The sequence below is a fragment of the Streptomyces sp. NPDC002144 genome (assembly GCF_053593695.1).
In genome coordinates, this window is record NZ_JBSFDB010000016.1 from 49388 (window position 1) to 75045 (window position 25658).

At 72.2% G+C, this 25658-nt stretch carries 23 protein-coding genes and 1 pseudogene; 10 read left to right on the forward strand and 14 right to left on the reverse strand.

Annotated features, from left to right (window positions below; translation table 11 throughout):
- Positions 1–51: 51 nt before the first annotated feature.
- The 5 genes from ACWCQ1_RS24210 to xylB all read right to left on the reverse strand — a co-directional run bounded on the left by ACWCQ1_RS24210 (position 52) and on the right by xylB (position 6187).
- Positions 52–651: an N-acetylmuramoyl-L-alanine amidase gene (locus ACWCQ1_RS24210; RefSeq protein ID WP_133046927.1), complete on the reverse strand. Its 600-nt coding sequence runs from the start codon at positions 649–651 to the stop codon at positions 52–54.
- 155 nt (positions 652–806) lie between these two features.
- Positions 807–1820 carry an acetamidase/formamidase family protein gene (locus ACWCQ1_RS24215; protein ID WP_358603496.1) on the reverse strand — a complete coding sequence of 338 codons (1014 nt, stop codon included), beginning with the start codon at positions 1818–1820 and terminating at the stop codon, positions 807–809.
- The gene (locus tag ACWCQ1_RS24220; RefSeq protein ID WP_451027359.1) at positions 1817–3316 is read right to left on the reverse strand and encodes an APC family permease; all 1500 of its coding nucleotides are present in this window, start codon (positions 3314–3316) and stop codon (positions 1817–1819) included. The genes ACWCQ1_RS24215 and ACWCQ1_RS24220 overlap by 4 nt, the downstream gene beginning before the upstream one ends.
- Before the next feature lie 207 nt (positions 3317–3523).
- Positions 3524–4732 (reverse strand): ROK family transcriptional regulator, encoded by a 1209-nt coding sequence (locus ACWCQ1_RS24225; protein ID WP_358603502.1) that lies wholly within the window; start codon positions 4730–4732, stop codon positions 3524–3526.
- A gap of 9 nt (positions 4733–4741) precedes the next feature.
- Entirely contained in the window at positions 4742–6187 is a 1446-nt protein-coding gene (xylB, locus tag ACWCQ1_RS24230; RefSeq protein ID WP_133046923.1) for a xylulokinase, read from the reverse strand.
- Between the two features lie 149 nt (positions 6188–6336).
- On the opposite strand from xylB, the gene xylA reads away from it, so the two are divergent.
- Positions 6337–7503: a xylose isomerase gene (gene xylA, locus ACWCQ1_RS24235; RefSeq protein WP_358603505.1), complete on the forward strand. Its 1167-nt coding sequence runs from the start codon at positions 6337–6339 to the stop codon at positions 7501–7503.
- 391 nt (positions 7504–7894) lie between these two features.
- Positions 7895–8137 carry a hypothetical protein gene (locus ACWCQ1_RS24240; RefSeq protein WP_358603508.1) on the forward strand — a complete coding sequence of 81 codons (243 nt, stop codon included), beginning with the start codon at positions 7895–7897 and terminating at the stop codon, positions 8135–8137.
- A gap of 3 nt (positions 8138–8140) precedes the next feature.
- Here ACWCQ1_RS24240 and ACWCQ1_RS24245 read toward each other — a convergent pair whose 3' ends face one another.
- From ACWCQ1_RS24245 to ACWCQ1_RS24255, 3 genes are all read right to left on the reverse strand, one after another.
- Positions 8141–9484 carry an esterase-like activity of phytase family protein gene (locus ACWCQ1_RS24245; protein WP_358603511.1) on the reverse strand — a complete coding sequence of 448 codons (1344 nt, stop codon included), beginning with the start codon at positions 9482–9484 and terminating at the stop codon, positions 8141–8143.
- Positions 9485–9599: 115 nt separating this feature from the next.
- The gene (locus ACWCQ1_RS24250) at positions 9600–10850 is read right to left on the reverse strand and encodes an SWIM zinc finger family protein (protein ID WP_451027360.1); all 1251 of its coding nucleotides are present in this window, start codon (positions 10848–10850) and stop codon (positions 9600–9602) included.
- Positions 10847–13702, reverse strand: a complete 2856-nt coding sequence (locus ACWCQ1_RS24255; RefSeq protein ID WP_451027361.1) for an SNF2-related protein — start codon at positions 13700–13702, stop codon at positions 10847–10849. The genes ACWCQ1_RS24250 and ACWCQ1_RS24255 overlap by 4 nt, the downstream gene beginning before the upstream one ends.
- Positions 13703–13950: 248 nt before the next feature.
- Between ACWCQ1_RS24255 and ACWCQ1_RS24260 the strand changes: the two genes are divergently transcribed.
- Together ACWCQ1_RS24260 and ACWCQ1_RS24265 are read left to right on the forward strand one after the other, a co-directional pair.
- Entirely contained in the window at positions 13951–15000 is a 1050-nt protein-coding gene (locus ACWCQ1_RS24260) for an acyl-CoA desaturase (protein ID WP_358603520.1), read from the forward strand.
- A 133-nt stretch (positions 15001–15133) separates the two neighbouring features.
- The gene (locus ACWCQ1_RS24265; protein WP_133046917.1) at positions 15134–15316 is read left to right on the forward strand and encodes a hypothetical protein; all 183 of its coding nucleotides are present in this window, start codon (positions 15134–15136) and stop codon (positions 15314–15316) included.
- Positions 15317–15320: 4 nt separating this feature from the next.
- Here ACWCQ1_RS24265 and ACWCQ1_RS24270 read toward each other — a convergent pair whose 3' ends face one another.
- From ACWCQ1_RS24270 to ACWCQ1_RS24280, 3 genes are all read right to left on the reverse strand, one after another.
- On the reverse strand, positions 15321–16712 hold the full coding sequence (locus tag ACWCQ1_RS24270; protein ID WP_451027362.1) for a tannase/feruloyl esterase family alpha/beta hydrolase: 1392 nt from the start codon (positions 16710–16712) through the stop codon (positions 15321–15323).
- Between the two features lie 169 nt (positions 16713–16881).
- Positions 16882–17784: a hypothetical protein gene (locus ACWCQ1_RS24275; protein ID WP_133046915.1), complete on the reverse strand. Its 903-nt coding sequence runs from the start codon at positions 17782–17784 to the stop codon at positions 16882–16884.
- Positions 17785–17920: 136 nt separating this feature from the next.
- Complete coding sequence (locus ACWCQ1_RS24280) at positions 17921–18217, reverse strand: hypothetical protein (RefSeq protein ID WP_133046914.1); 297 nt, start codon at positions 18215–18217, stop codon at positions 17921–17923.
- Between the two features lie 99 nt (positions 18218–18316).
- Here ACWCQ1_RS24280 and ACWCQ1_RS24285 point away from each other — a divergent pair, with 99 nt between their 5' ends.
- Positions 18317–19213 (forward strand): oxygenase MpaB family protein, encoded by an 897-nt coding sequence (locus ACWCQ1_RS24285; RefSeq protein ID WP_451027363.1) that lies wholly within the window; start codon positions 18317–18319, stop codon positions 19211–19213.
- Here ACWCQ1_RS24285 and ACWCQ1_RS24290 read toward each other — a convergent pair.
- A pseudogene (locus ACWCQ1_RS24290) lies at positions 19199–19324 on the reverse strand (PadR family transcriptional regulator); the annotation flags it as partial. The gene ACWCQ1_RS24285 and the pseudogene ACWCQ1_RS24290 overlap by 15 nt on opposite strands.
- Positions 19325–19381: 57 nt before the next feature.
- Positions 19382–19981, reverse strand: coding sequence for a class I SAM-dependent methyltransferase (locus ACWCQ1_RS24295; protein WP_451027364.1), 600 nt, complete (start codon positions 19979–19981; stop codon positions 19382–19384).
- Between the two features lie 151 nt (positions 19982–20132).
- Between ACWCQ1_RS24295 and ACWCQ1_RS24300 the strand changes: the two genes are divergently transcribed.
- The 5 genes from ACWCQ1_RS24300 (at position 20133) to ACWCQ1_RS24320 (ending at position 25183) form a co-directional block, all read left to right on the forward strand.
- Positions 20133–20906: an MHYT domain-containing protein gene (locus ACWCQ1_RS24300; RefSeq protein WP_133046911.1), complete on the forward strand. Its 774-nt coding sequence runs from the start codon at positions 20133–20135 to the stop codon at positions 20904–20906.
- A 54-nt stretch (positions 20907–20960) separates the two neighbouring features.
- The gene (locus ACWCQ1_RS24305) at positions 20961–23483 is read left to right on the forward strand and encodes a nitrate- and nitrite sensing domain-containing protein (RefSeq protein ID WP_451027365.1); all 2523 of its coding nucleotides are present in this window, start codon (positions 20961–20963) and stop codon (positions 23481–23483) included.
- A complete protein-coding gene (locus ACWCQ1_RS24310; RefSeq protein WP_451027366.1) occupies positions 23480–23953 on the forward strand; it encodes a roadblock/LC7 domain-containing protein in 474 nt (157 codons plus the stop codon). Before ACWCQ1_RS24305 ends, ACWCQ1_RS24310 begins: the two co-directional genes overlap by 4 nt.
- Before the next feature lie 22 nt (positions 23954–23975).
- Positions 23976–24392, forward strand: a complete 417-nt coding sequence (locus ACWCQ1_RS24315) for a DUF742 domain-containing protein (protein ID WP_133046909.1) — start codon at positions 23976–23978, stop codon at positions 24390–24392.
- Positions 24393–24577: 185 nt separating this feature from the next.
- Positions 24578–25183, forward strand: a complete 606-nt coding sequence (locus ACWCQ1_RS24320) for a GTP-binding protein (protein WP_133046908.1) — start codon at positions 24578–24580, stop codon at positions 25181–25183.
- Positions 25184–25189: 6 nt separating this feature from the next.
- On the opposite strand, the gene ACWCQ1_RS24325 is transcribed toward ACWCQ1_RS24320, so the two are convergent.
- On the reverse strand, positions 25190–25618 hold the full coding sequence (locus ACWCQ1_RS24325; RefSeq protein WP_358603537.1) for a PPOX class F420-dependent oxidoreductase: 429 nt from the start codon (positions 25616–25618) through the stop codon (positions 25190–25192).
- Positions 25619–25658 lie beyond the last annotated feature (40 nt).

A 25658-nucleotide genomic window follows, 5' to 3' on the forward strand; every position in this document is an offset into this window, starting at 1 on the left:
CGGACAACCGTTTCGACCGCGCTCACCACGAACGGTGGCCCCGTCGCACGGTCAGGCGAAGTTGACCAGTCTGATGTAGCGCGACCAGTCCCAGTTCGGCCCGGGATCCGTGTGGTCCGTCCCCGGCACCTCGTAGTGACCGATGATGTGCGCCCGGTCCTTGGGGATGCCGTACTTGTCGCAGACCCGCGCCGTCAGCCGGGCCGACTGCTCGTAGAGGGCGTCGGTGAAGTACGCCGGTTTGTCCACCCACCCTTCGTGTTCGATGCCGATGCTGCGGGTGTTGTAGTCCCAGTTCCCCGCATGCCAGGCGACGTCGGCCTCGCGCACGCACTGCGCCACATGGCCGTCGGCCGAGCGCACCAGGTAGTGCGCGGACACGTTCTTGTGCGCGTTCTCGAAAATGGCGAGCGTGTCGGAGTAGGTCTCCTGCGTGACGTGGATGACCACGTAGTCCAGCGGATAGGACGAGGGGCGGTCGGAGACCGTGTAGTTGGCGGTGTTCGCCGGCTGCCACTCGGCGGACGGGTAGTCGGGGGCCTGGACCTGAGCGTCGGCCTGCGGGTCGGGAAGCAGCGCGTAGGGGACGGCGGCGAGGGCGGCGCCCTTCAGGAACCGTCGCCGGGTGGTGCTGGGTCTTGCTCGCTCCATGGAGCCGTGCCTTTCGTACGTGGGGGGTGACGAGTAGGCGTGGAGGGTGACGAATAGACGTTGGGGGTCACGAGTAGAGGTGGGGGGCGAAGAGAAGGGGTGCCACGAGAAGGGATGCGACGACAAGGCGTGCGACCGGGCAGGGATCCGGCCGCTCAGCGCCGCAGGGCCGCCGCGGTCTCGCGCAGCCGGTCGTGCGTGCCGCGATGGGTCTCGCGCGCGGGCAGCCACTGCTTGCGGATCTTGGCCACGCACGTGTAGTTGGTGTCGCACACGTTGGCCAACGGCGACTCGACGGCCTGGGTTGCGAACTGGTACGCGTCCAGCTCACTGAACCCGTAGTCGCGCACCAGCCACTGCACCAGGTCGAGCTGGGATATCCGGAACGCGTCCTCCAACGGCCGTGCGGAACCCGTCGAGATGATGTGCGTGTCCGACTCGATGCGCGGCCACGGAGTGGCCAGCCCCTTCAGCAGTTCGACGATCACCACGGTGTTCATCGCGCACTCGACGGCGACCCCACAGGTCTCTCCCTCACCCTGCCGGGCGTGTCCGTCGCCCAGACTGAGCAGCGCGCCCTCGACGTTCACCCCGAAGTAGGCCGTCACCCCGGCCCGCATCTCGGGCGTGTCCATGTTCCCGCCGTGCGCGTCCGGCACCAAGGCCGAGCGGACCTCCAGGTTGGCCGGGGCCACGCCCACCGTGCCGTGCATCGGGTCGATGGGCAGCTCCGCCTCGATGTCGCTGTCGTGGGCCCGGAACAGCGCCGTGCGCCGGGTCCGGTCGAGCTGCCAGATCCACACGGTCTCCGGCAGCGGCGGCTGCAGGGTGGCCGTGGTGTGCGTGGAGGTGAGCGCGCCGAACAGGGGGACCGTGGTCGACGCGGCCCAGTCGCGGGCCGGTTCGATCGACACGAAGTGCACGGCGACCGTGTCGCCCGGCTCGGCGCCCTCCACGTGGAAGGGGCCGGTCTGCGGGTTGAGGAACGGGAACTCGCACACCTCGGACACCAGGTCCTTCTCGGACCGCACCCGCCCGGCGAAGCAGTCCTCCGTGTACAGGTCCAGGACCGTGCCGGGCGCGATCCGCGCCACGGGAGGTGCACCGCCGAACGTCCAGGCGTACTCGCCCGGTTCGGGCCGGACGGTCAGGATCCTCGGGTCGTTCATCGCTGTGCTGCTCCGTTCTGCGAGGTGCCGGTCAGGGCAGGTTCGTCCAGGTGGACACGGGCGGTCTCGGCTATGCGCTCGGGATGCCGCCGCAACAGCACGGCCAGCACCACGAGCCCCGCGGCCATCCACACCCCGACGATCGGACCTGCGTACGACACGGGGGCCGTCAGCTCGGTGACGAAGTCGAAGACGGGCAGCCCTGCCGCGGTCAGCAGCGCCGGCACGAAGGCGACGATGCCGAGCAGCGGCAGCAGCAGATGCCGTATCGGCTTCAGCGCCTGACGCCTGCGGCGCAGGAAGTATCCGGCACAGGCGAGGTTCACGACGATGTACACGCCGATCACGACCGTCACGATCACCGTGGCCAGCAGGAGGAAGGCCGTCACCGGGTCGTAGCCGAGCCCCAGTCCCAGCACCGCGCCGATTGCCACCACGCTCTGCACGGCGATCCCGGCGACGGGGGAGCGGTGGCGGGGATGGAGCGCCGTGAACATCCGGGGCAGCACCCGGATCCGGGCCAGGGCGAAGGCCGTACGCGTGGAGACGTTGGAGCACGCGTTGGCGTTGGCGATCGTGGAGTTGACCACGGCGAGGAAGACCAGCACCCAGAACAGACCGAAGGACGCCCTGGCCACTCCCTCCCAGGACGCCTCGCCGGACGCCCCGAACCCGGCGAACCGGTCCGGCCCGAAGTACACCGTCATGGCGTAGGTCGTGACGACGTAGAACAGCCCGATCGCGAGCGCGGCGCCGAGGACCGCGCGATGCATCGTCCGGCGCGGATCCCGGGTCTCCTCGGCGAGCGGCGCCGCGGCCTCGAACCCGGCGAAGGCCAGCACCGTGTACACCGATCCCGCGAAGACCCCGCTGACCCCGCCGTGTCCGTGGGCCGTGTGGGACGTGCCGAACACCGACAGGGTGTTGTGCCCTCCCGCCTTGCCGATCAGCCAGAGGGCGAAGACCAGGAAGACGAGGATCTCGAAGACACCGAGGACCGTTCCGAAGCGGGCCGAGGCGCGCACACCGAGGTATCCGGCCGCGGCGATGATCGCGGCCCCCGCGAGCGCCCACGGCCACCACAGGTCCGCCGGATACGAGGACCACTCGTCGTGCAGCGTGCCCGCCGTGGTGAACCCGAGCTGCAGGAGCAGCAGCGGTGGCACCAGCGCTTCCACGAACACATAGCCCCAGCCGACGAGGAAGCCGACGGCGGGATGCAGACCCTGGGCCGTGTACGTGGCCACAGAGCCCGCGGCCGGCAGTTCCCGTGCCAGCTCGGCCACGCTGGACGCGGTGAACAGACAGGCCACCAGCGCGATCAGCACCGCCAGGGGCAGACTTCCGCCCGCGAAGGCCGCACCGGACGGGATGGACGCGGCGACCGCCGCGGCCGGTGCCATGGCCGTGATGCTCTGGAACAGCACCTCGCGGAGCCCGATCGCGTCCCGCCTGAGTCCCGCCGTCACATCCCCTGTCGTCACATCCCCCGCCATGTGAATCCCCCTCAATTCACGTCGACACGCGGGCCGTCCGTCGATCCTGCGGATGGGCCTCGCGTGAATCACGGTACGGCGCTTGCGGGTTGGGCAGAAGGGCGCGGTGTGCTTCGGTGGACGGGGGTCCGTATGTGGAAAACTCCGTCACCCGGACGGGTGATCAGGGGCGTGAGCGAGGGCCACGGCGACCCGGTGCGGCAGGTCTCAGTTCCGCTCGGCCACGGCGGCGGGGTCGTCGAGGACCGCTCGTACCACCGAGTGCGCCGCCCCCAGCAACGGCCCCTCCGGGCCCAGCCGTGACACCGACACGGGGCAGGCAGGCCCCGCGGTGCGCCGGTCCAGCTCGGCCTCCAGTGACGGCAGCAGCCATGGCGCCAGGCCCGCCAGCGCACCGCCCAGCACCACGCTCTCGGGGTCCAGCAGATTGACCGCGCCGGTCAGCGCGATGCCGAGCGCCTTGCCCGCGTCGCGCAGTGCCCGTCGTACCGCCGCGTCACCCTCGGCCGCCCGGCCCGCGAGGAGCCCCACCCGGTCCTCGCCCGGCTCCAGTCCCGCGGCCCGCAGCACCGCCTCCTCACCGGCGTACTGCTCCAGACACCCCCGCCCGCCGCACGCACACCTGGGCCCCTCCGGACGCACCGGCACATGACCCAGCTCGCCGGCGAAACCCCGCGTCCCGCGCAGCAGCCCGCCGGCCACGACCACCGCCGCGCCGATGCCGATCTCCGCCGACACGTGCAGGAAGTCACCTCCCGTACCCTCGCCGAGCCAGAGTTCGGCGAGCGCGCCGAAGTTGGCCTCGTTGTCGACGGTCAGCGGGAAGTCCGCCGGGAGCAGGGCGCCGAGGTCGGTGTCGTGCCAGTCCAGGTTCGGGGCGCGGACGACGGTGCGGGCGTCGCGGGCGACCAGGCCGGGGACGGCCACCGCGAGTCCCGCGGGCCACAGTCCTTCGCCCTTGGCCTCGGCGACGACCTGGCGCAGCAACTCGGTGAGCTCGTCGATCACGGGTTCGGGGGAGCGGCCGCGGTTCGCGCCGTGGCGTATCGCCCGGGCCCGCACCTGTCCGCGCAGGTCGACCGCGCACACCGCGAGATGGTCCACGCCGATCTCGGCGCCGATCCCGGCGGGGCCGTGACCGCTGACGGCGAGCGCGGAGCCGGGTCGTCCCACCCGGCCGGGTCGCTCCGGGCCCAGCTCCTCCAGCAGGCCGGAGCGTATGAGCTCGTCGACGAGGGTCGACACCGCGGCCCGGGTCAGCCCGATGCGGGAGGCGACGGCGGCCCGGGAGAGCTGTCCCTCGGCGTTGACGGCGTGCATGACCCGGGCGAGATTGCGCCGGCGCATGCCCTGCTGGGTGTCCGGCAGCACCCGGCCGGGTCCGGACGGGTGCGCCTCGTGCAGCGGTGCGGTCATACCCCGTCCTCAACGGCTGTCGGTGGTCCGCTCCAGCAGCGGGGCCGCGTCGGAGAGTACCCCGGCGATCCTGGCCAGCGTCTCCTCGTCCCGTTGCACGGGCTCCAGCACCGGGCCCGCGGCGGTGTTCCAGCGGCGGGCGACCGCGGCCGGATCCTCGCCGGTCAGCAGGCCCGCCGCCTGTGCCGCGGCGCCGAGCGCGACCAGTTCCCTGGCCTCGGGCACCTGCACCGCGCGGCCCGACAGCCGCCGTACGGTCTGCTGCCAGGCCGCGCCCCGGGCGCCGCCGCCGATGAGCAGGAGCGGAGCCGAGCGGTCCGCGTCCGCGTCCAGGACCAGGTCGAGTGCGCCGAGCAGCGAGTGCACGGCGCCGTCGTAGGCGGCCTGCAGCACCTGGCCGGCGGTCGTGTCGTGGCGCAGGCCGTGCAGCAGGCCCGAGGCGGACGGCAGGTTCGGGGTGCGCTCGCCGTCCAGGTAGGGCAGGAGGGTGACGCCGGTGGCGGGTTCCACGGCCTCGCGGTCCAGGCCCAGCAGGGTCGCGACCCGGTCGACGGCGAGGGTGCAGTTCAGGGTGCAGGCCAGCGGCAGCCAGTCGCCGTGCGCGTCGGCGAAGCCCGCCACCGTGCCGGTCGGGTCGGCCGGGCGCCGCCTGGAGACGGCGTACACCGTGCCCGACGTGCCGAGACTGAGCACCGGCGTGCCGGGGCGCAGACCCAGGCCCAGTGCGGCGGCCGCGTTGTCGCCGGTACCGGGGGCGACCAGGGTGCCCTTGGAGAACGGCAGGTCGTGACTGTCGCGCACGGTGCCCGCCACCTCGCCGGGCCGCACCACCCGGGGCAGCAGCGCCGGGTCGAGTCCCACGTGCGCCAGGGTCTCCTCGTCGTACGCCTCCGTGCCCGACGCCCACCAGCCGGTGCCGGAGGCGTCGCCCCGGTCGGTCGTGCCCTGGCCGGTCAGACGTTCGGTGAGGTAGTCGTGGGGCAGGCGCACGGCCTTGGTCGCACGCACCGCCTCCGGCTCGTTCTCCGCCAGCCAGGCCCACTTCGTGACCGTGAACGACGGGCCGGGCACGCTGCCGGTGCGCTCCGCCCACGCCTTCGGGCCGCCCAGCTCCTCGATCAGACGGCGGGCCTGCGGTGCCGAACGGACGTCGTTCCACAGCAGCGCCGGACGCACGGGCTCGCCCCGCTCGTCCAGGGTGACCAGGCCGTGCTGCTGTCCGCCGACCGACACCGCGGCCGCCTCGTGCGCCGCGTCGCCGCACTGGCGCAGCGCCTCGCACAGGGCGTCCCACCACTGGCGCGGGTCGCTTTCCCGGCCCGCTCCGGAGGAGACGGTGTGCGGTGCCTGGCCGCTCGCGACGACCTGCCCTGTGGCCGCGTCGACGACGAGCACCTTGGTGGACTGGGTGGACGTGTCCACGCCGACGACGAGCGGACCCTCGGCTGCTGACATCGGTCTCTCCCTTTTTCCGCGGCTCAGCGGGGATGTTCCGGCACACACACCCTGCACCTCTTCCCAGGGCTGCCTCCGCATACTAATTTGTAAACGGCCATGACGAAATAGGCGTGAGCACGCGTCGCAATCAAGCAAGGAGCCGCGGCATGAGCTACCAGCCCACCCCCGACGACAGGTTCACCTTCGGCCTGTGGACCGTCGGCTGGCAGGGAAGGGACCCGTTCGGCGACGCCACGCGGCGTGCCCTCGACCCGGTCGAGACCGTGCAGCGCCTGAGCGAGCTCGGCGCCCACGGAGTCACCTTCCACGACGACGACCTGATCCCCTTCGGATCCTCCGACACCGAGCGCGAGTCGCACATCAAGCGCTTCCGCCAGGCCCTCGACGCGACCGGCATGACCGTGCCGATGGCCACCACCAACCTCTTCACGCACCCCGTCTTCAAGGACGGTGCGTTCACCGCCAACGACCGTGACGTGCGCCGCTACGCCCTGCGCAAGACCATCCGCAACATCGACCTCGCGGTCGAACTCGGCGCCAGGACCTATGTCGCCTGGGGCGGCCGTGAGGGCGCCGAGTCCGGCGCCGCCAAGGACGTCCGCGCCGCCCTGGACCGCATGAAGGAGGCCTTCGACCTCCTCGGCGAGTACGTCACCTCCCAGGGCTACGACCTGCGCTTCGCGATCGAGCCCAAGCCGAACGAGCCGCGCGGCGACATCCTGCTGCCCACCGTCGGCCACGCCCTGGCCTTCATCGAGCGCCTGGAGCGCCCGGAGCTGTACGGCGTCAACCCCGAGGTCGGCCACGAGCAGATGGCCGGCCTGAACTTCCCGCACGGCATCGCGCAGGCCCTGTGGGCGGGCAAGCTCTTCCACATCGACCTCAACGGCCAGTCCGGCATCAAGTACGACCAGGACCTGCGCTTCGGCGCCGGTGACCTGCGGGCCGCGTTCTGGCTGGTCGACCTCCTGGAGAGCGCCGGCTACGACGGCCCGCGCCACTTCGACTTCAAGCCGCCGCGGACCGAGGACCTCGACGGGGTGTGGGCCTCGGCCGCCGGCTGCATGCGCAACTACCTCATCCTCAAGGAGCGCGCGGCCGCCTTCCGCGCCGACCCGGAGGTGCAGGAGGCGCTGCGTGCCTCGCGCCTGGACCAACTCGCCGAGCCGACCGCGGCCGAGGGGCTGCAGGCCCTGCTCGCCGACCGGAGCGCCTTCGAGGAGTTCGACGTCGAGGCGGCCGCCGCGAGCGGGATGGCCTTCGAGCGGCTCGACCAGCTGGCGATGGACCACCTGCTGGGCGCGCGCGGCTGAGCACCGGCACACACGCGTGCGGGTGCTCGCCGACCTCCGTGGCTGAGTGATCTCCGTGCGGAATGCTTCGGAATCATGCGGTCCACGGCATGGATCCGTATCAAGTTCCGTACGGGGGTCGCCGCGCGCCCGGTTCGCGGCGACTCTGGACAGTATGGCCATGCCGCCCGTACCGCCTCAGCCACCCGGGCCGCCGGGTGGCGGCTTCGGACCACCCACCGACCCTCCCGGCTCCGGCCACGGAGCGGGAGGGGGCTATGGGCCCGGAGGGGCCTACGGCCCTCCTCCGGGGAGCAACGAGCCGCCCACTTATACGGATTGGCAGCCTCCGCCGCTGCCGCCCAGAAGGCGCCGGAGCCCGCTGCTGGTCCTCCTGGCCGGTGTCGCGGCGGTGGCGGTCGTGGTCGTCATCGTGCTGATGGCCACCGGCCGCCACGACTCGCCGGACAAGAAGTCACCTGCCGGCAGCGGCAGTTCCAGTCCCTCCCCGTCCCGGCCGCTGGGCATCCCGACCGCATTGCCGAGCGAGCTGCCCAGCCGGCTGCCGTCGAAGCTGCCCAGCGGACTGCCGAGCGGAATCCCGAGCGGTCTGGAGTCGCTGATCCCCTCGCTCGGGGATGTGGACCTGCCCTGACGCTCAGACGCCGTGCGGCAGCCGCACGTACACCACCGTCGTCTCGACACCGCTGTCGACCAGCCGGCCCTGCGCGTCGAACGCGCCCGCGCCGTCGGTCATCCCGAAGTCGTTGTCGTTGATCAGGGCGAGCGTGTCGTGATCCACGGGCGCGACGCCCTCGATCTTCCCCGGCACACCGGTGACCTTGCCCAGGTCGACGACCAGCCGCTTGTCGAGCACCGGGACACCGGCGGCCGCCGGATCGTCGAGCTGCTCCAGGGAGGGCGAGGTCGTGTCGTCGTCGTAGGGGCCGCCGAGGATGTTCGCCTTGCGCCCCAGCTTCACCAGCTGCAGCCGCGCGGCCTTGTCCGTGCGCTCCTCGACCAGCAGCCGGTCCCCGCCCACGGCGACCACCGAGGAGATCTTCAGCTCCGAGGTGTCGTCCTCGCTCGGGTCGACGACGTCGACCGGATCGAAGCGGTAGGCGTACTCGCCGGTGACCGCTTTCTTCTTCGGTGAGAACCGCAGCAGGCGCGTGGTGCGCGACGCCTCGCCCGCGGCCGTGTCGGGCAGCGACAGCGGGCTCTGCAGCGCGATCACCAGATCGCCGTCGGGCAGCTGTGCGAGCCCCTCGAAACCGCGGTTCGTCTTCCGGTGCAGCAGGACGGCGGGCAGCGCCTCCACCACGGGGTAGTCGGCGCCCGTGAGGTTCAGGCCCTTGGGGACGTAGCGCGCGAGCACCTTCCCGCGCGCGGAGACGTGCACGAGCGAGGGGCTGTACTCGTCGATCAGCCAGAAGGTCCCGTCCGCGGCCCGCACGATGCCCTCGGTGTCCAGCCCGTTCGGGTTGTACGACAGCGGGCTCTTCGCGTCGTAGGAGTACGGCGCCTCGTCGCGCCCCTGCTGGTTCGACAGCCCGGTGACGGCCTTCCCGGAGGACGTGGTGACCGGGATCGCGTCCAGAACCTTCACGGTGTCGCCACTCACCCGGATCCTCACGATCGCCGGATCGAAACCGGGGACCGGAAAGGTCCGGCGCTTGATGCCGCTGACCTTGATCTGTCCGTTGGGCCCCCGGTCGGTCACCGTCCAGAACTCGCCCTTGTGGCCGGCCGGATAGATGTCGCTGCCGATCCCGCCCAGGTCGATGCCGTGGTCGTCGCCCACCGAACCGGGCAGCAGCGTGTTGCTGAACGCCCCCAGCGGAATGTCCCCGAGCGTTGCCGTGCGGACGACACGCGCGTCCTTCTGCGCCGGTGCGCTCACGGCCGGAGCGGCCGTCACGAGGGTGGCGATCACGGCGAGCGGAACGCCCACCGTGACGGGGCGTCGAACGCGGAGCCGACCGGTGGCGTGCGGGGACATCGGGCCTCCTCAGGGGCAACTACGGTGACAGCGGCCAGATTTGGCGGCAAGCGAGAACGCGCCGCGAAGGCACGGTGAACGGCATGCGTCCACTGTCCTAGCACACAGGCCTCACTCAGGCGGTGTCGTCCTCTGGAGCCGACTCCACAGAGGCCAGCGCTGTCGCCGGATCCGGGGACGGCCCGCCGGCCGGTGCCCAGCGACCGCGCTCCTTGCGGTACGGCCACCACTGGCCGTCCCGTCCCAGGCGCAGCTGGACCGGTGAGCCCAGCACCGTCCAACGGTTGCCGCTCGCCCGCAACGACGGTTGCTCACCCTCGTCCCAGGCCGACTCCAGAGCGGCACGCGCGCGTGCGAGCGTTTCCCCCGTCACGGCCCACTCCTCCTCCAGCACGGCAAGCGCGGCCGCACCGCCGAGGCCCCACGCGCGCGTGGCGTGCGCCAACCCCGCCCGGTCACGCCCCGATCCCGCCGCCAGGCGATCCATGACCTGCTGTTCCGGCATCCCCATGGCAAGGCGTACCGCGTCCTGAGCCATCGTCAACTCCGCTTCGGAATCGACGGGTTCAGGGGAGAGCGCCTCGGCCAGCAATCGATGGGCCTCCACGGCGGTGCGGGCGGCCAGGTACCGGACGGCGCCCGGATCCACGCCGGGTGCGGGCGGGGCCTCGGTGTCCAGGGACGGGGGCAAACCGGGCTCGGCGGGAAGATCCGCCAGGGCGGGCAGCGGTGGCAGAAGATCGACCGCGGTGTACGCCTCGGCGGCGTCCACCCCCTCCGGCCCGGCGACCGGTGCCTCGCGGTTCTGGAGGCCCTCCAGCAGGGCCTGTTCGCCCCGTCCGCGCATCAGCAGCAGGACGAAGGGATCCTGGTCCAGCAGTCGCGCCAGCTGGTAACAGAGGGCCGCCGTGTGCGCGCAGTGGTCCCAGGCTCCGCAGTCGCACTCCGGTTCCAGGTCACCGAGGCCGGGCAGCAGGTCGACGCCCGCCGTCGCCGCGTCCTCGACCAGGTGGGGCGGCATCACGCGGTCCAGCAGCGCGGCCACGTGTCCGGCCCGCTCGACCGCCATGCCCAGAAAGCGGTCCCACTGCTCGCCGTTCAGCTCCTCCAGCAGCACATCCGCCCGGTGCGCCGTACCGTCACGTCCCCTGACCACGGCCGTGACGCGTCCGGGGCGCACGGACATCGCGCCCACGGCACCGGTGCGGGCGAGCCGGCGCCCCGCTTTCAGCTGCCGGGCGTCCAGGGCCGTGTCCTCCAGCGCCTTCAGCCAGGCCTGGCCCCACCACGTATGTGCGAAACCCCGCCCATGCGCGGGCGGAAGGGCGGCGAACGTACGCGCCCCGTCGTCGTGATGATCGTTCATCGCGTGCCCCCTCGCAGCTCCACCAGGTCGGCCAGTTCCGCGTCCGTCAGCTCCGTCAAGGCCGCCTCGCCGGAGCCCAGCACCGCGTCGGCCAGCTTCTGCTTGCGGGCGAGCATGTCGGCGATGCGGTCCTCGACGGTTCCCTCCGCGATCAGCCGGTGCACCTGCACGGGGCGGCTCTGGCCGAGTCGGTGGGCGCGGTCGGTGGCCTGGGCCTCGACGGCGGGGTTCCACCAGCGGTCGTAGTGCACGACGTGCTCGGCCCGGGTGAGGTTCAGCCCGGTGCCCGCCGCCTTCAACGACAGCAGGAAGACCGGGACTTCACCGTCCTGGAAACGCCGCACCATCGCCTCGCGTTCCTCGACCGGCGTCCCTCCGTGCAGGAACTGCGCGGTGATGCCACGGGCCGTCAGATGCCGTTCGAGCAGCCGCGCCATGCGCACGTACTGGGTGAAGACCAGAACGCTCGCCCCCTCGGAGAGGATCGTGTCGAGCAGTTCGTCCAGCAGCTCGAGCTTCCCGGAGCGGCCGGCGATCCTCGGCCGCTCCTCTTTGAGGAACTGCGCCGGGTGGTTGCAGATCTGCTTAAGGCCCGTCAGCAGCTTCACGATCAGTCCGCGCCGGGCCATGGCGCCGGCCCCGGAGATCTCCGCGAGCGTCTCGCGCACCACCGCCTCGTAGAGGGCGGCTTGTTCGGGGGTCAGGGACACCGCTCGGTCGGTCTCCGTCTTCGGCGGGAGTTCCGGCGCGATCCCCGGATCCGACTTGCGGCGGCGCAGCAGGAACGGCCCTACCAGCCGCGCGAGCCGCTCCGCGGCGGCGGGATCACGCCCGCCCTCGACGGCCCGCGCATACCGGGTGCGGAAGGTGCCGAGGCGGCCCAGCAGCCCCGGGGTCGTCCAGTCGAGGATCGCCCACAGCTCCGACAGGTTGTTCTCCACCGGGGTGCCGGTGAGCGCCACGCGCGCGCGTGCGCCGATGGAACGCAGCTCCCGCGCGGTCGCCGAGTACGGGTTCTTCACGTGCTGCGCCTCGTCGGCCACGACCAGGCCCCAGGGCACGTCCGCGAGGCGGGGCGCGTCCAGGCGCATCGTGCCGTACGTGGTGAGCACGAACTCTCCGTCGTCCAGGCAGTCGAGGTCGCGCTGCGGACCGTGGAAGCGGCGCACGCGCGTACCGGGCGCGAACCTCTCGATCTCCCGCTGCCAGTTGCCCAGCAAGGACGTCGGACACACCACGAGGGTGGGCCCGGCGGTGGCGGTGTCGGACTGACGGTGCAGATGCAGCGCGATCAGCGTGATCGTCTTGCCGAGCCCCATGTCGTCGGCCAGGCAGCAGCCCAGCCCCAGGGAGGTCATCCGTGCCAGCCGGCTCAGGCCTCGCCGTTGGTAGTCCCGCAGCGTCGCGGTCAGCGCGGCGGGCTGGTCGACAGGCTCCTGCGCCTCCGGTGTCGTCAGCCGCTCTCGCAGGGCCGCCAGCCACCCCGTGGGCTGTACGTCGACCCGGCGGCCGTCGACCTCCGTGGAACCCGTCAGCGCGGCACCCAGGGCGTCGACGGGTGTGATCTTGCGATCCTCCAGGGCACGGGCCCGGCGTACCTCCTGAGGGTCGACCAGGACCCACCGGTCGCGCAGCCGTACGACGGGCCGGTGGGCCTCGGCGAGCCGGTCCAGTTCCTCACGGGTGAGCCTGTCTCCACCCAGTGCGAACCACCAGTCGAAAGCGAGAAGCGCCTCCGTGGACAGGAACGACGGAGTGCCGGAAGCGGTCCTGGGCGCGTCCTCGGGCGGGCCGATCACCGCGCGGGCCGTCAGGTCGCGGGTGAGCTCCTTCGGCCAGTGCACCTCCACACCAGCCGTGGCGAGAGCTCGGGCGCCCTCGCCCAGGAGCTCGGTGACGTCCTCGTCCGCGAGGTCGAGGGCGCCCGGCACACTGGTCGCGAGGAGCGGTCTGAGCGGCGGCCAGGCCCTGCAGGCGCGGCGGAGCGCGAGAAGCGCGTCCATCCGCGCGTGCGGGCCGAAACCGGCGGCCGTGTTCGGCGAGTCGTCCCAGATGCCGGCGGCATCCACGACGAGCCGGGGGTCACTCACGCTGTGCACCTGTACCACGGCCCGGAACGTGATCGCCCAGTCCTCGTCCGCCGATCCCGCGATCCCGGGCGCCTCGACGCGCAGGGACAGCCGTACGCCCGCGTCGTGCCCGGCGGCGACCTCGGCGGCCCAGGCGCGTTGCTCGGGCAGGTGCTGCGGTTCCTGGGCCGCGTACGCGGGGCCACCGGTCACCAGTGGGGCGGCGGGGGAGCGGGGCAGGGCGTCGGCCACCGCGTCCAGGAAGGCTCGCAGCAGTCGCTCCGGTGCGGGCAGCCGCGGTGGAGCGCTGCCGTCCAACGGCACGGCGTATGCCTCCGGCGGCATGGCGGCGGCGAGTTCCCGGACACGGTCGAGGTCCGCCACGGACAGGGGGCCGACGCGCCAGGCGTCGTGCTCGCCGGGTGACAGCCCGGGCAGCAGCAGCCCCCGTGCCAGGATCTGCAGGGCCAGTACGGCGGCCGTGCCCCAGAACGACGGTGCCCGGTGTCCGTGCGCGTGGGCACGCGCACGCGTGAGGACCGGCAGCGCCGCCCGCACCGGCAGCAGGAGGGCGGGCACCTCGGCCGGTTCGACGCCCTCGCCGCCGGGCCGGATGACCGTCAGGTTTCCGAGGGAGCCGGCAGCCATCAGCGGTGGGACACCGCCGTCGGGCCTCCAGAAGGCCACCGTGCCGCTTCGGGCCGGATCGCCCGGCACGAACACGGCACAGCAGCGGGCCAGTTCGGAAGTCTCTGCCGGTGTTGCCGCGAGGTTCCTCTGCACAGCTGACCGTACTCCTCAAATTTGACTACCGCTTCGGCGCCGCCGAGGGTACAGCATTCGGCCGGCCGTCGACACGAGCCGACGGGACGGCCCACCGCGGTCCCGGCATGCCGAGGTGTCGTCAACCCCCCTGCGTCACAGGGGCTGCCCCCCGCCCGTACCCGGGGGGCCGCCTCATGGTCGCGGCAGCGGTCTTCTACGTACGTTTCCTCAGGTCAGCCCGTTGCCGAGGGAGCCGGAGACCCGACATGCCCGAGCCCACCACAGCCGTCGCCGAACCCCTGCACAAGGCGCGGGACGCGCCGACCGGAAGCGAGTTCGCACCCCTCCTGCGCACGGTCAAGGAGCAGGGACTTCTGGAACGGCGCCTGGGCTGGTACGCGCTCGGCATCGCCGTCAACGCGCTGGCGCTGGCCGGAGTCGTCACGGGCATCGTCCTCGCCGGCGACACCTGGTGGTCGCTGCTGCTGGCCCCGCTGCTCGCCCTGTTCTCCGCCCGCACGGCCTTCATGGGCCACGACGCCGGCCACTACCAGATCACCGGCGACAGAAGGGCAGCCCGTGCGATCGGACTGATCCACGGCAACCTGCTGCTGGGCATGAGCTACGCCTGGTGGAACGACAAGCACAACCGTCACCACGCCAACCCCAACCACATCGACAAGGATCCTGACGTCGTCGCCGACGTCCTCGTCTTCACCGGAGAACAGGCGAGGTCCCGATCCGGCTTCCGGCGCTGGCTGACCCGCAACCAGGCCTGGCTCTTCTTCCCGCTCACGCTCCTCGAAGGCGTCGCTCTGAAGGTGCACGGCTTCCGGTATCTGCGCCGGCAGCCCGCCGGCCGGGGCGCCGTGGAAGGCGCCCTCCTCGCTCTGCACGTCGCCGGGTACGCGACACTGCTGCTGACCTCGCTGTCGCCGGGCAGGGCACTCGCGTTCGCCGCCCTTCACCAGGCGCTGTTCGGCCTGCACCTCGGGATGGCTTTCGCCCCCAATCACAAGGGCATGGAGATGCCCGACCCGGACGGCGAGCGCTGGGGCCATCTGCGCCGGCAGGTGCTCACCTCGCGCAACGTCCGCGGCGGCCCCCTGACCGACTGGTTCCTCGGTGGCCTCAACTACCAGATCGAGCACCACCTCTTCCCCAGCATGCCCCGGCCCCATTTGCGTCTTGCCCGGCCTCTGGTGCGGGCGCGCTGCCGGGAGTTGGGTATTCCCTATGCGGAGACCGGGCTCGTCGACTCCTATCGGCAGGCCCTGCGTCACCTGCACGAGGTCGGGGAGCCCCTCAGGACGTGATGTCCCGGGGGCTCTCAGGGACGACTCGGGGTCGCGGCTCAGGGACGTCTCAGGGTCGCGACTCGGAACCGCGGGAAGCGCGGGCCCGTTTTCAGGACAGAGAGCGGCAGTGGCCGCGAAGGAGGCGACGTACATGTCGAAGAACGCGAAGATCGCCGTGGGGGGTGTGGCGGTCGGAATCATCCTGCTGTTCTGGCTGCCCTGGTGGGTGTCGCTCCTGATAGTCCTGGGAGTCCCGGCCGCCGCCTACCTCACCCTGGACCCCTCCCAGCGGCGCAGGCTGCGCCGCGTCACCCGCAAGGAGCTCGGCCGCTGAGGCACTACCGCGCGAGAGCGTCCCGGTCGTCCAGGGCGCACGAGTCGACCACATCGCCGCTCGCGGGCCGCGCGACGGTGTGGTCCGCGGGCGGCCGCACGCCCTCCTCCACCCAGGAGACCAGCGCGTCGAACGCCGACCGGTAACACGGCAGGATCGGCCGCAGCCGGTCCGGATAGGTGTCGTACAGCCCGTCGACATGCGTGCCGCCCTCGATGGTGTAGGAGCGGTGCAGTACGCCCCGCCCGCGCGCGTCGACCATGCGCGCGTACACGTCCGAGTCGGCGGCCTTGGGCAACAGGGCGTCCAGGTCGCCGTGCAGCGTGATCAACGGCCTGCCGATGCGCCCGGTCAGCGCCACCCTGGCCACGGCGCGACGGACGGAGGCGGGGCGAGACGCGTAGTCGTAGTGAGCGTCGCTCGCACAGGGGGCCAGGATCCGCTCGGCCGTGCCGCCGGCGGACGGACCGGGGCAGCCGGGGTCGTAGGCCGGGTCGAACTCGGCGCGATAGATCTTCTGGGTGACCCCCCAGTAGGCGCTCTCATGGTAGGGCCACAGGAACTCCGAGCCGCGCGCGAAACCCACCGCGTACATGTCCTCGTCCCGCGCCGAGCCCAGCATCCGCGCCACCGCGGTGGGCAGCGAGGTCAGCAGGTTCGGACCGTCGGCGGTCCACAGGGCGCCCTCCCAGTCCACACCGCCGTCGTACAGCTCCGGATGGTGCTCCAGCTGCCAGCGGGTGACATAGCCGCCGTTGGAGATGCCGGTGATGTACGTGCGGCGCGGGGCGTGCCCGTAACGCTGGGCCACCGCACGCCTGGCCGCCCGGGTGAGCTGGGTGGTGCGCGCGTTCCATTCGGCGACGGCGTCGCCGGGCCGGGTGCCGTCGCGATAGAAGTCGGCACCGCTGTTGCCCTTGTCGGTGGCCGCGTACGCGTAACCCCGGGCGATCACCCGGTCGGAGATCGCCGTGTCCGTCGCGTACTGCCGGCGGGTGCCCGGGGCGCCCGTGACCACCAGGCCGCCGTTCCACTGGTCCGGAAGCCGGATCACGAACTGCGCGTCGTGATGCCAGCCGTGGGTGGCGTTGAAGTGCGAGGAGTCCGGGAAGTAGCCGTCGATCTGTGTCCCGGGCACCCCGGAGGGGGTGATGGTGCCCTTGGCCGTCAGTCCCGCCTGGTCGGCCATGTCGGTGTATAGCGTGCCGGCGAGCCCGGTCGTCGTGAGGTCCGGCAGACAGGCGCCGCGCTGGAAGGCCGCACCGGGCACCTGGACGCGCTCCTGCCGGGCGCAGTGCCCCTCACCGACGGCCGTGGCCGTAGCGGCAGCCGGCCAGGTCAGGGCCGCCGCCACCAGTGTGACGGCGGCGAGCGGAACGGCACGGGACGGACGCATGACGGCCTCCAGGGCAGCACGGGAGGAAGGGCGTCCCGGCAGGGCGGGGCGCCTGTGGCTGCCTCATGCTGCGATCCGTGCCGTGCGGCATCCATGGGGTGGGAGCACACGGAACGGTGCCGCGACATGGGTGCTGGAAACAGACGGGTGAATCGTGGTGCGGGTGGGCTCAACTCGGGCGGACGGCCATCTTGTCGAGCGCTTCGAGGAGTCCGGGCAGTTCCGGCCCACGGCCCACCGGCAGCACCTCGCCGGGCTCCGCGTCCAGCAGCACGAACGCGATGTCGTCGGTCCTGGCCACCAGTGACCAGCCCGGACCGTCGGCCCGCAGGGTGCGTGCGTCCCCCGAGGCGAAGGACGACCGGACCCGCCCGAGCGGCGGCGGCGAGTCCACGTACGCGCGTGCCTCGGCGAGCACACGGCGGATGCCGCTGTGCCCCTTGCCCTTCTCGTCGTCCTCGCTCCGGGCGGCCGTACCGCTCTCCGCCGCCTTCTCGCCGCCCGCCGGGCCGGCAGCGGTCCCCGTCTCCTCCGCCGTCCCGGCGGCGGCCGGATCCGGGCGGGGGGCGAAGTCGGCGTCGTCGATCTGCTCCCGCCACAGGGCCCATTGCAGCGCTATCTCGTCCGCGCCCAGGCGCCGCTGAGCGGGTCCCCAGGTCGCCGTGTCCGGCGGCGACAGCGGCGGACCGTCCGCGGTCTCGGGATCCGGGTCATGCGGTGCGGGCACGCCGGGAGCCGCTACGGCGACCGCCAGGGGCCAGCCCGGCAGGGCGGCGACGACCGAACGTTCGTCGGGCGACAGGTCGTACTCCATGCCGCAGTCCCAGGACGCGATGGCGACGGCGACCAGGGAGACGTCGTCGACGACGACCGTCCACCGGGCGCCGTCCCCGTCCTGGCCCAGCACCAGGCCGTATCCGTCGGCGAGCGGCGCGAGGCCGAGCGCCGCGCAGGCCTCCGGATAGTCGTCGCCCAGCACGCTCGGAAACTTCGCCGGCGTCAGCAGTACCGCCGTGAGCACATAGAGCGCCTCGTCCGCGGCGGCGACGGCGTCCTCGTCCGTCCCGGCCATCCCAGCCTCCCCATCGGTTCGTCCAACGGCGCGCACCCTAATGCGCGTGGAAGCTCCTTGTCACGACTGGCAAGCCCACCCGGAGCTGCTGTTTTCCGGCTGGACGGGGCGAATCGACCATCCGTCGTGGGGCGCCTCAGGCCGCCGGAAGCCCCAGCAGCGCACGCGCCACGGTCCGCGGCGACTCGTCGCGCTCCCGCGCCAGCGCGATGACGGCCCTGCACGCCAGCTCGTTGACCCCGAAGGACAGCGCCTCCGGCGACACCCAGCCGGCCGCCTCGTCGATGCGGTCCTGGTCGTCCTCCGCGCAGGCCGAGACGTACGCGGCGGCCGCTTCGAAAAGATTGTGTGTACGTTTGTCCCGGCCGTGGTTCATCTCCGCCCGCACCGCGGTGAGGAATCTGGCACAGGACTTGCGCACCCTGCCCAACATGCTGACCGCCTTCCCCCTGCGTGGTTGCCCTCGCTGATCGTCCATCTCCTGCCATTCAACGTAGAGTTGGAGCTCCGGCGGCAGAAGGGGGACGGCCCGGTGAACCGCTTCGAACGCCTCGAACAGATCCGGCGCCTGGACCCGTACCGGGACGCCTCCGAGATCTACCGGCTCAGCGCGGCCCACGAGTTCCCGTGGGACTTCACCCGCTCCCTCGAACTGGCCCTCTACCGCACCTATGCGGTACCCAGCATCGGGCGGCTCCTGGCGGAGACGGCGGAGCTGACGGAGCGCTCTCAGAAGCGGTACGACGACACCACGCTGCTCCTGGACGCGGTCGTCGAGCACGGCTTCGCCGGCGAACAGGGCCGCACCGCGATCCGCCGGATCAACCAGATGCACCGCGCCTACGACATCGCCGACGACGACATGCGCTACGTCCTGTGCACCTTCGTGGTCATGCCCAAGCGGTGGATCGACGCCTACGGCTGGCGCCGGCTGTCGCGGCACGAGACCGTGGCCGCCGCCGAGCACTACCGCACCCTGGGGCGGCACATGGGCATCAAGGACATCCCCGGGTCCTACGAGGAGTTCGAGGCCTGTCTCGACGCCTACGAGGAGGCCCACTTCGCCTGGGACGAGAACGCGCGCCGTGTCTCGGACGCCACCCTGGCCCTGATGGCCTCCTGGTACCCGCGTCCCCTCGCACCCCTCCTGCGCACCGTCACGCTCTCCCTGCTCGATGACCACCTCCTTCGGGCCTTCCGCTACCCGCCTCCGGGCGCCGTCACGCGCGCGTGCGTACGTCGTGCGGTACGCGCGCGTGGCCGCCTCGTCCGGCTGTTGCCGCCACGCAGGGCACCCCACTACGCGCGCCAGAATCGGGAGGTCAGGGGCTACCCGAACGGCTACGAGCTGAATCGGTTGGGCACACGTCCTGTCCCCGGCTTCGGAGGATGCCCGGTGCGGCGCCAGGAGGGGTCATCCGCCGAGTGAGGCGATGGTGTCCCGCAGCCGGCTGAGCTCGGCCCGCGAGGTGGCCCGGGCGATGGTCAGCAGGCCATGCCGAAAATGATCGGGCAGTTCCTCGGCGCGCAGCGGCCGGTCGTCATGTTCGACAACCCCGACGCCGTCGTGGCGGCGGTCGCGGGCCGGCTGTGACCGTCAGTCCACGCGCACGGCCAGGGCGAGGAAGCGGCTGTCCTCGTCGACGTACGAGGTCATCCGCCAGCCCGAACCGGCCAGCAGAGGGCCGAGGTTGGGCTCGGCGCGCAGGTCGTCCGGGGTGATCTGCCGCCCCTGGCGGGCCGCGAGCGCGGCGCGGCCGATGGGATGGAACAGCGCGAGCGTGCCGCCGGGACGCGTCACGCGCCGCAACTCCCGCAGATTCTCGCCCGGCTGAGGAAGGTGCGCGATCAGCCCCGCGGCGAACACCGCGTCCAGCGCGGCCGACCGCAGCGGCAGCGCGGCCACGTCGGCGAGCAGCAGCCGCCCGTCACGGTCCCTGCCGGCCCGCACGGCGGCCTGGAGCATCTCCGGTGTCAGATCGGCTCCTACGACCACCCCCGAGGCCCCCACGGCCGCGCGCAGCGGCGTCAGTGCCCTCCCGGTGCCGCAGCCCGCGTCGAGCACCCGGTCGCCCTCGCGCAGCCCGAGCTCGGCCACCGCCGCCGTGTAGGCGGGACCGTCGTCGGGGAACCTGCTGTCCCAGCCGGCGGCGCGGGTGCCGAAGAAGTCCTGGACGTGGGTGTGCTCCTCACTCATGACCGCATGATCTCTCACCGACAGGGATGACGCCGCTGCGCACACGTTCGAGCGCGACGCGGTCGCTCAGCTACCTCTCTGCGTCATATTCCAACACTTTTCGAAATGCGCCCCCTTTGTGCACCCGTGACGGGGCTACCGTCCCGGGGCCATGGGACACCTGGACCACGCCACCTTCGGCTGGCTGACCCCCGTACTGTCGTACGTGATGGCCTGCATAGGCGCCGCGCTCGGGCTGCGCTGCACCGTTCGCGCCCTCGGCGCCACCGGCCGCTCGCGCCGCAACTGGCTGATCACCGCCGCATCCGCGATCGGCACCGGCATCTGGACCATGCACTTCGTGGCCATGCTCGGTTTCGGCGTGAGCGGCACCGAGATCCGCTACGACGTGCCGCTCACCATCGCCAGCCTGCTCGTCGCCGTCCTGGTCGTGTGTGCCGGTGTCTTCGCCGTCGGCTACAGCCGGGACCGCAACCGGGCGCTGTTCCTCGGCGGACTCACCACCGGACTCGGCGTCGCGAGCATGCACTACCTGGGCATGGCGGCGGTACGGCTGCACGGACACGTCAGCTACGACCCGGCCCTCGTCGGCCTCTCCGTGCTGATCGCCGTCGTCGCCGCCACGGCGGCCCTGTGGGCGGCACTCAACATCAAGTCGCCCGTCGCCGTCACCGTCGCCTCCCTGATCATGGGCGCCGCCGTGAGCAGCATGCACTACACCGGGATGTTCGCGGTGAGCGTCCGGGTCACCCCCTCGAGCCAGCCCCTGCCCGGGGCCACGGCGATGCAGTTCATCTTCCCCCTCGCCGTCGGCCTCGGGTCCTACCTGTTCCTGACCTCCGCCTTCGTCGCGCTGTCACCGACGACGGGGGAGCGCGAGGCCTCCGCCTCGGCGCAACGGCCGGTCGAGAGCGTCCCCGGCTAGTGCCGGATCCGGCGCCGACGGCACGCCCACGAACCACTCCTGAGCGAGGAGTCCATGCGTACACCCCGTAGGAGCCCCACCACCGGCGCCGAGGCGCCGCCCTCGCCTCCCGTGCGCGGCCGTCGCGCCCACGCGGGACCGCCGGCCGACGAAAGCACGGAGGAACCCCTCGGCGCGGTGCCGCAGGATCCGCCCGCGCGCGGGGGGCCCTGGCGAATACGCCCCCGCACCGTCCGCGCCAAGATCGTCTGTCTGCTGATGGTGCCGGTCGTCTCGCTGCTCGCCCTGTGGGCCTACGCCACCGTCACCACCGCCCAGGACGTCTCCCGGCTGCGTCAGCTGCAACGCGTCGACACCGAGATCCGCTCACCCGTCGGCACGGCCGTCGCCGCGCTGCAGGCCGAACGAACGGCCGCCGTGGGATACGCCTCCGCCCCGTCCGTGGGGCAGCGCGGCGGCTACATGAAACTCACCGAGCGCACCGACGACGCCGTGGCCAGGCTGCGCCTCGGTGACGACCACACCGTCGCCGACAGCACCGAGCTGCCCACCGGAGTGGCCCGGCGGCTGCGGGCCTTCGTCACCGGCGCCGAGCAGCTGCGTGCCCTGCGCAGCCAGGTTCTCGACCGCCGCGCCGACTGGGCTGAAACGTACCGCCGGTACACCAGGACCGTCGCCGACGCCTTCGCGGTGGACGGCGCCCTCACCGGCATCCAGGACGCCGACCTCGGCTCCGACGCGCGCGTACTGCTCGAGTTCTCCCGCGCGGGCGAGTCACTGGCCCAGGAGGACGCGATCCTCGCCGGTGCGCGCCCTGCCGAGGGCCTGAGCGGGCAACGGCTGCGTCTGTTCACCGGTGCCGCGCAGACCCGACGCACCCTCACCGAGGCCGCCGTCGCCGACCTGAGCGGCTCCGAGCGCGACGCCTGGCACACTCTCGCCGCCGACAGCGCCTACACCGCCCTCGGCGACGCGGAGGACCGGATCGTCGACGGCGCCCCGGGCCCGCTGCAGGCAGCGGCACCGGAGGACACCTGGGACAAGGCACACACGCGCGTGCAGGACGGCATGCGCATGATCGAGGCCGACGCGGGACACGGAGTCGCCGAGCGCGCCGACCCGTTCACGCGCGGACTGCTCACCCCGGCCGGCGCCGCCGTTCTCTTCGGCCTCGCAGCCGTGGCCGCCTCGCTCGTCATCTCCGTACGCATCGGCCGCGGTCTCGTCGTCGAACTGGTCAGCCTGCGCAACAGCGCCCTGGAGATCGCCCGCCGCAACCTGCCCGAGGCGATGCGCAAGCTGCGCGCCGGCGAGGAGATCGACGTCGAGGCCGAGGCCCCGCCGGGACCACCCGCCGAGGACGAGACCGGACAGGTCGCCGAAGCGCTCGGCACCGTGCACCGTGCCGCCCTGCGGGCCGCCATCGAGCGCGCGGAGCTCGCCAGTGGCATCTCCGGGGTGTTCGTCAACCTCGCCCGCCGCAGCCAGATCCTCGTCCACCGCCAGCTCAGCCTCCTGGACAGCATGGAGCGCCGCTCCGACGACCCCAACGAACTCAGCGACCTGTTCCGCCTCGACCACCTCACCACCCGTATGCGGCGCCACGCCGAGAGCCTGATCATCCTCTCCGGCGCCGCACCCGGCCGGGCCTGGCGCATGCCGGTCTCCCTGACCAACGTGGTGCGCGCGGCCGTGTCCGAGGTCGAGGACTACGCGCGCGTGGAGGTACGCCAGCTCCCCGAGGCGGCCGTCATCGGCGCGGCCGTCGCCGACCTCACCCATCTGCTCGCCGAACTCGTCGAGAACGCCGCCCAGTTCTCGCCGCCGCACACGCGCGTGCGCATCACCGGCGAACCCGTCGGCAACGGCTACGTCGTGGAGGTCGAGGACCGGGGTCTGGGCATGGGCGGCGAGACCCTCGCCGAGGCCAACCGCCGCATCGAACAGTCCGAGGCCCTCGACCTCTTCGACAGCGACCGGCTCGGGCTGTTCGTGGTCAGCCGGCTCGCCGCCCGTCACGGCATCAAGGTGCACCTGCGCACCTCCCCCTACGGAGGCACCACCGCGGTCGTACTGCTGCCCACCGCCCTTTTGCACGGCGGCGCGGCGGAACGTTCCCCCCGCAGGGCCGCCGCCGAGGCGGAACGCCACGAGGAACGCGAGTACGCGCGCGTACCCGGCGCCGAGCGGCAGGAGTCCGTACCGGCCCTGGCCGAGCGGCCCGCCCTCGCGGCCCCCGCAGCGGCGGCGGCGAACAGGGCGGCCGAACCCCCACCTCCCGGAGTCACCACCTTGCGCCTGCACCGACCCCAGGACGACGCCGAGGACAACGACGACCTGCCCCGCCGGGTACGCCAGGCCAGCCTCGCCCCCCAACTGCGCGAGCGACGCACCGAGAAACCGGCCACCCAGAACTCCGGCCCCCGCCACGAGGACCAGCGCACCCCCGAGGTCGTGCGCGACCGCATGGCGGCCTACCGCGACGGCTGGGCGCGCGGCGGCGGCAGGCAGCTCGGCCGCGGTGCCACACCCGACCACACAGCGCGCAGCGACAGCAGCGAAGGAGATCGCGCATGATCCAGGATCCGAACACGAGGGCAGACATGGGGGTCCCCCCGCACGAGCGAAGCCGGGAGTGGGGAAAGTCCGGCGAACTCGACTGGCTGCTGGACGACCTGGTGCTGCGCGTGACCGAGGTGCGGCACGCGGTGGTCCTGTCCAACGACGGGCTCGCCGTGGGCGCGTCCACCGACCTGCGCCGCGAGGACGCAGAACACCTCGCCGCGGTCGCCTCGGGCTTCCACAGCCTGGCCAAGGGGGCGGGACGGCACTTCGGCGCGGGCGGGGTGCGCCAGACCATGGTGGAGATGGACGACGGCTTCCTGTTCGTGGCCGCGGCAGGCGACGGCTCCTGCCTCGCCGTGCTCACCGCCGTGACCGCCGACATCGGCCTGGTCGCCTACGAGATGGCCCGGCTGGTCAAACGGGTCGGCGAGCACCTGTACACGGCGCCGCGCGTCGCCGCGCGGCCCCCGGCCGCCGGTTGACGCGAGAGGCGGTCCGCGCGACATGAGCGACGACAGGACCGGCGCCGGGCAGCAGCAGCCGGGCAGCCAGTGGTACGACGGCGAGGCCGGGCCTCTCGTACGGCCGTACGCCATGACCGGCGGACGCACCAGGCCTGGCCCCACGGGGGTCCGCTTCGACCTGATCGCCCTGGTCACGCTGGACGCCGGCGCGCCCGGCCCCGACGAGGTGGGCGGGCTCGGTCCGGAGCACCGGGCCCTGCTCGACCTGTGCCGCACCGAGACCCAGTCGGTCGCCGAGCTCGCCGCGGGAGCCGACCTGCCCGTCGGCGTGGTCCGGGTGCTTCTGGGCGACCTGCTCGAACTGGGCTGCGTCACCGTCAGCCGCCCGGTACCGCCCGCCCAGCTTCCCGACGAACGGATTCTGCGCGAGGTGATCGAGGGGCTGCGCGCGCTGTAGACGACAGTTCACAACCACCCGGGCACGGACGGTCCCGACTTGTGCACCCACCCGGACACCGAACAGGTACCGGTCGGTCGCATCGGGCAAAAAGCGGTCCAATCCCACGGAGAAGGGACGCAGTTGTCATGATGCTGATTTCGACCGATGCCGACCGTTGTCGGCACTCCCGAGAGAAGTGATCCATGGTCTCCGAGCACTCCGACGCCGACGGCGGCGAGACGGCCGCGCTGGCGCTGAAGATACTGGTCGCCGGCGGATTCGGCGTGGGCAAGACCACCCTGGTGGGCGCGGTCAGCGAGATCCGGCCGCTGCGCACGGAGGAGCTGCTCAGCGAGGCCGGGCAGTGGGTGGACGACACCGACGGCGTGGACCAGAAGGTCACGACCACCGTCGCCATGGACTTCGGCCGCATCACCATCCGTTCCGGCCTGTCGCTCTACCTCTTCGGCACCCCGGGCCAGGACCGCTTCTGGTTCCTGTGGGACGAACTGTCACAAGGGGCCCTCGGTGCCGTGGTCCTCGCCGACACCCGGCGCCTCGAGGACTGCTTCCCCGCCGTGGACTACTTCGAGCACCGGCACATCCCGTTCGTGGTGGCCGTCAACTGCTTCTCCGGCGCCCGCCGTTACAACGCACAGGACGTTTCACGCGCCCTCGACCTCGACCAGGGGACTCCGGTGGTGCTCTGCGACGCCCGGGACCGCGACTCCGGGAAGGAGGTGCTGATCCGGCTCGTCGAGTACGCCGGGCGGATGCACACCGCCCGGCTGCTGGACTCGGTCGGCTGACCGACGTCAGTTCGCGACGGCCTTCTCCGCCAGGACCTTGTCGATCGTGACGCGCACGAGGAGTTCGCCCGGCACGCCGTTGCGCGCCCCGAACTCCTCGGCCCGGTCCTCGCCCATGTACCGCGCGCCGATGCGGGTGGCCCAGTACCGCACCTCCTCGAGGTCCTCCGAGATGTGGGCGCGCCCTTGCAGCACGACGAAGTCGTACGGCGGCCGGTCGGCGTCCACACACAGCGCCGCCCGCCCGTCCCGGGCCAGGTTCCGCCCCTTCACGCTGGTCTTGGCGGTGTTGAACACCAGGTCGTCGCCGTCCAGGACGAACCAGATGGGCGTCACGTGCGGACTCCCGTCGGCCCGGACGGTCGACAATTTCGCGGTGCGGGTGCCGTCCGAGACGAACGCCCGCCATTCCTCATCGGTCATCTTCTGTGCCATGCCCCCATCCTCCTTGCCCGCGGGCGCAATGGTGGGGAAG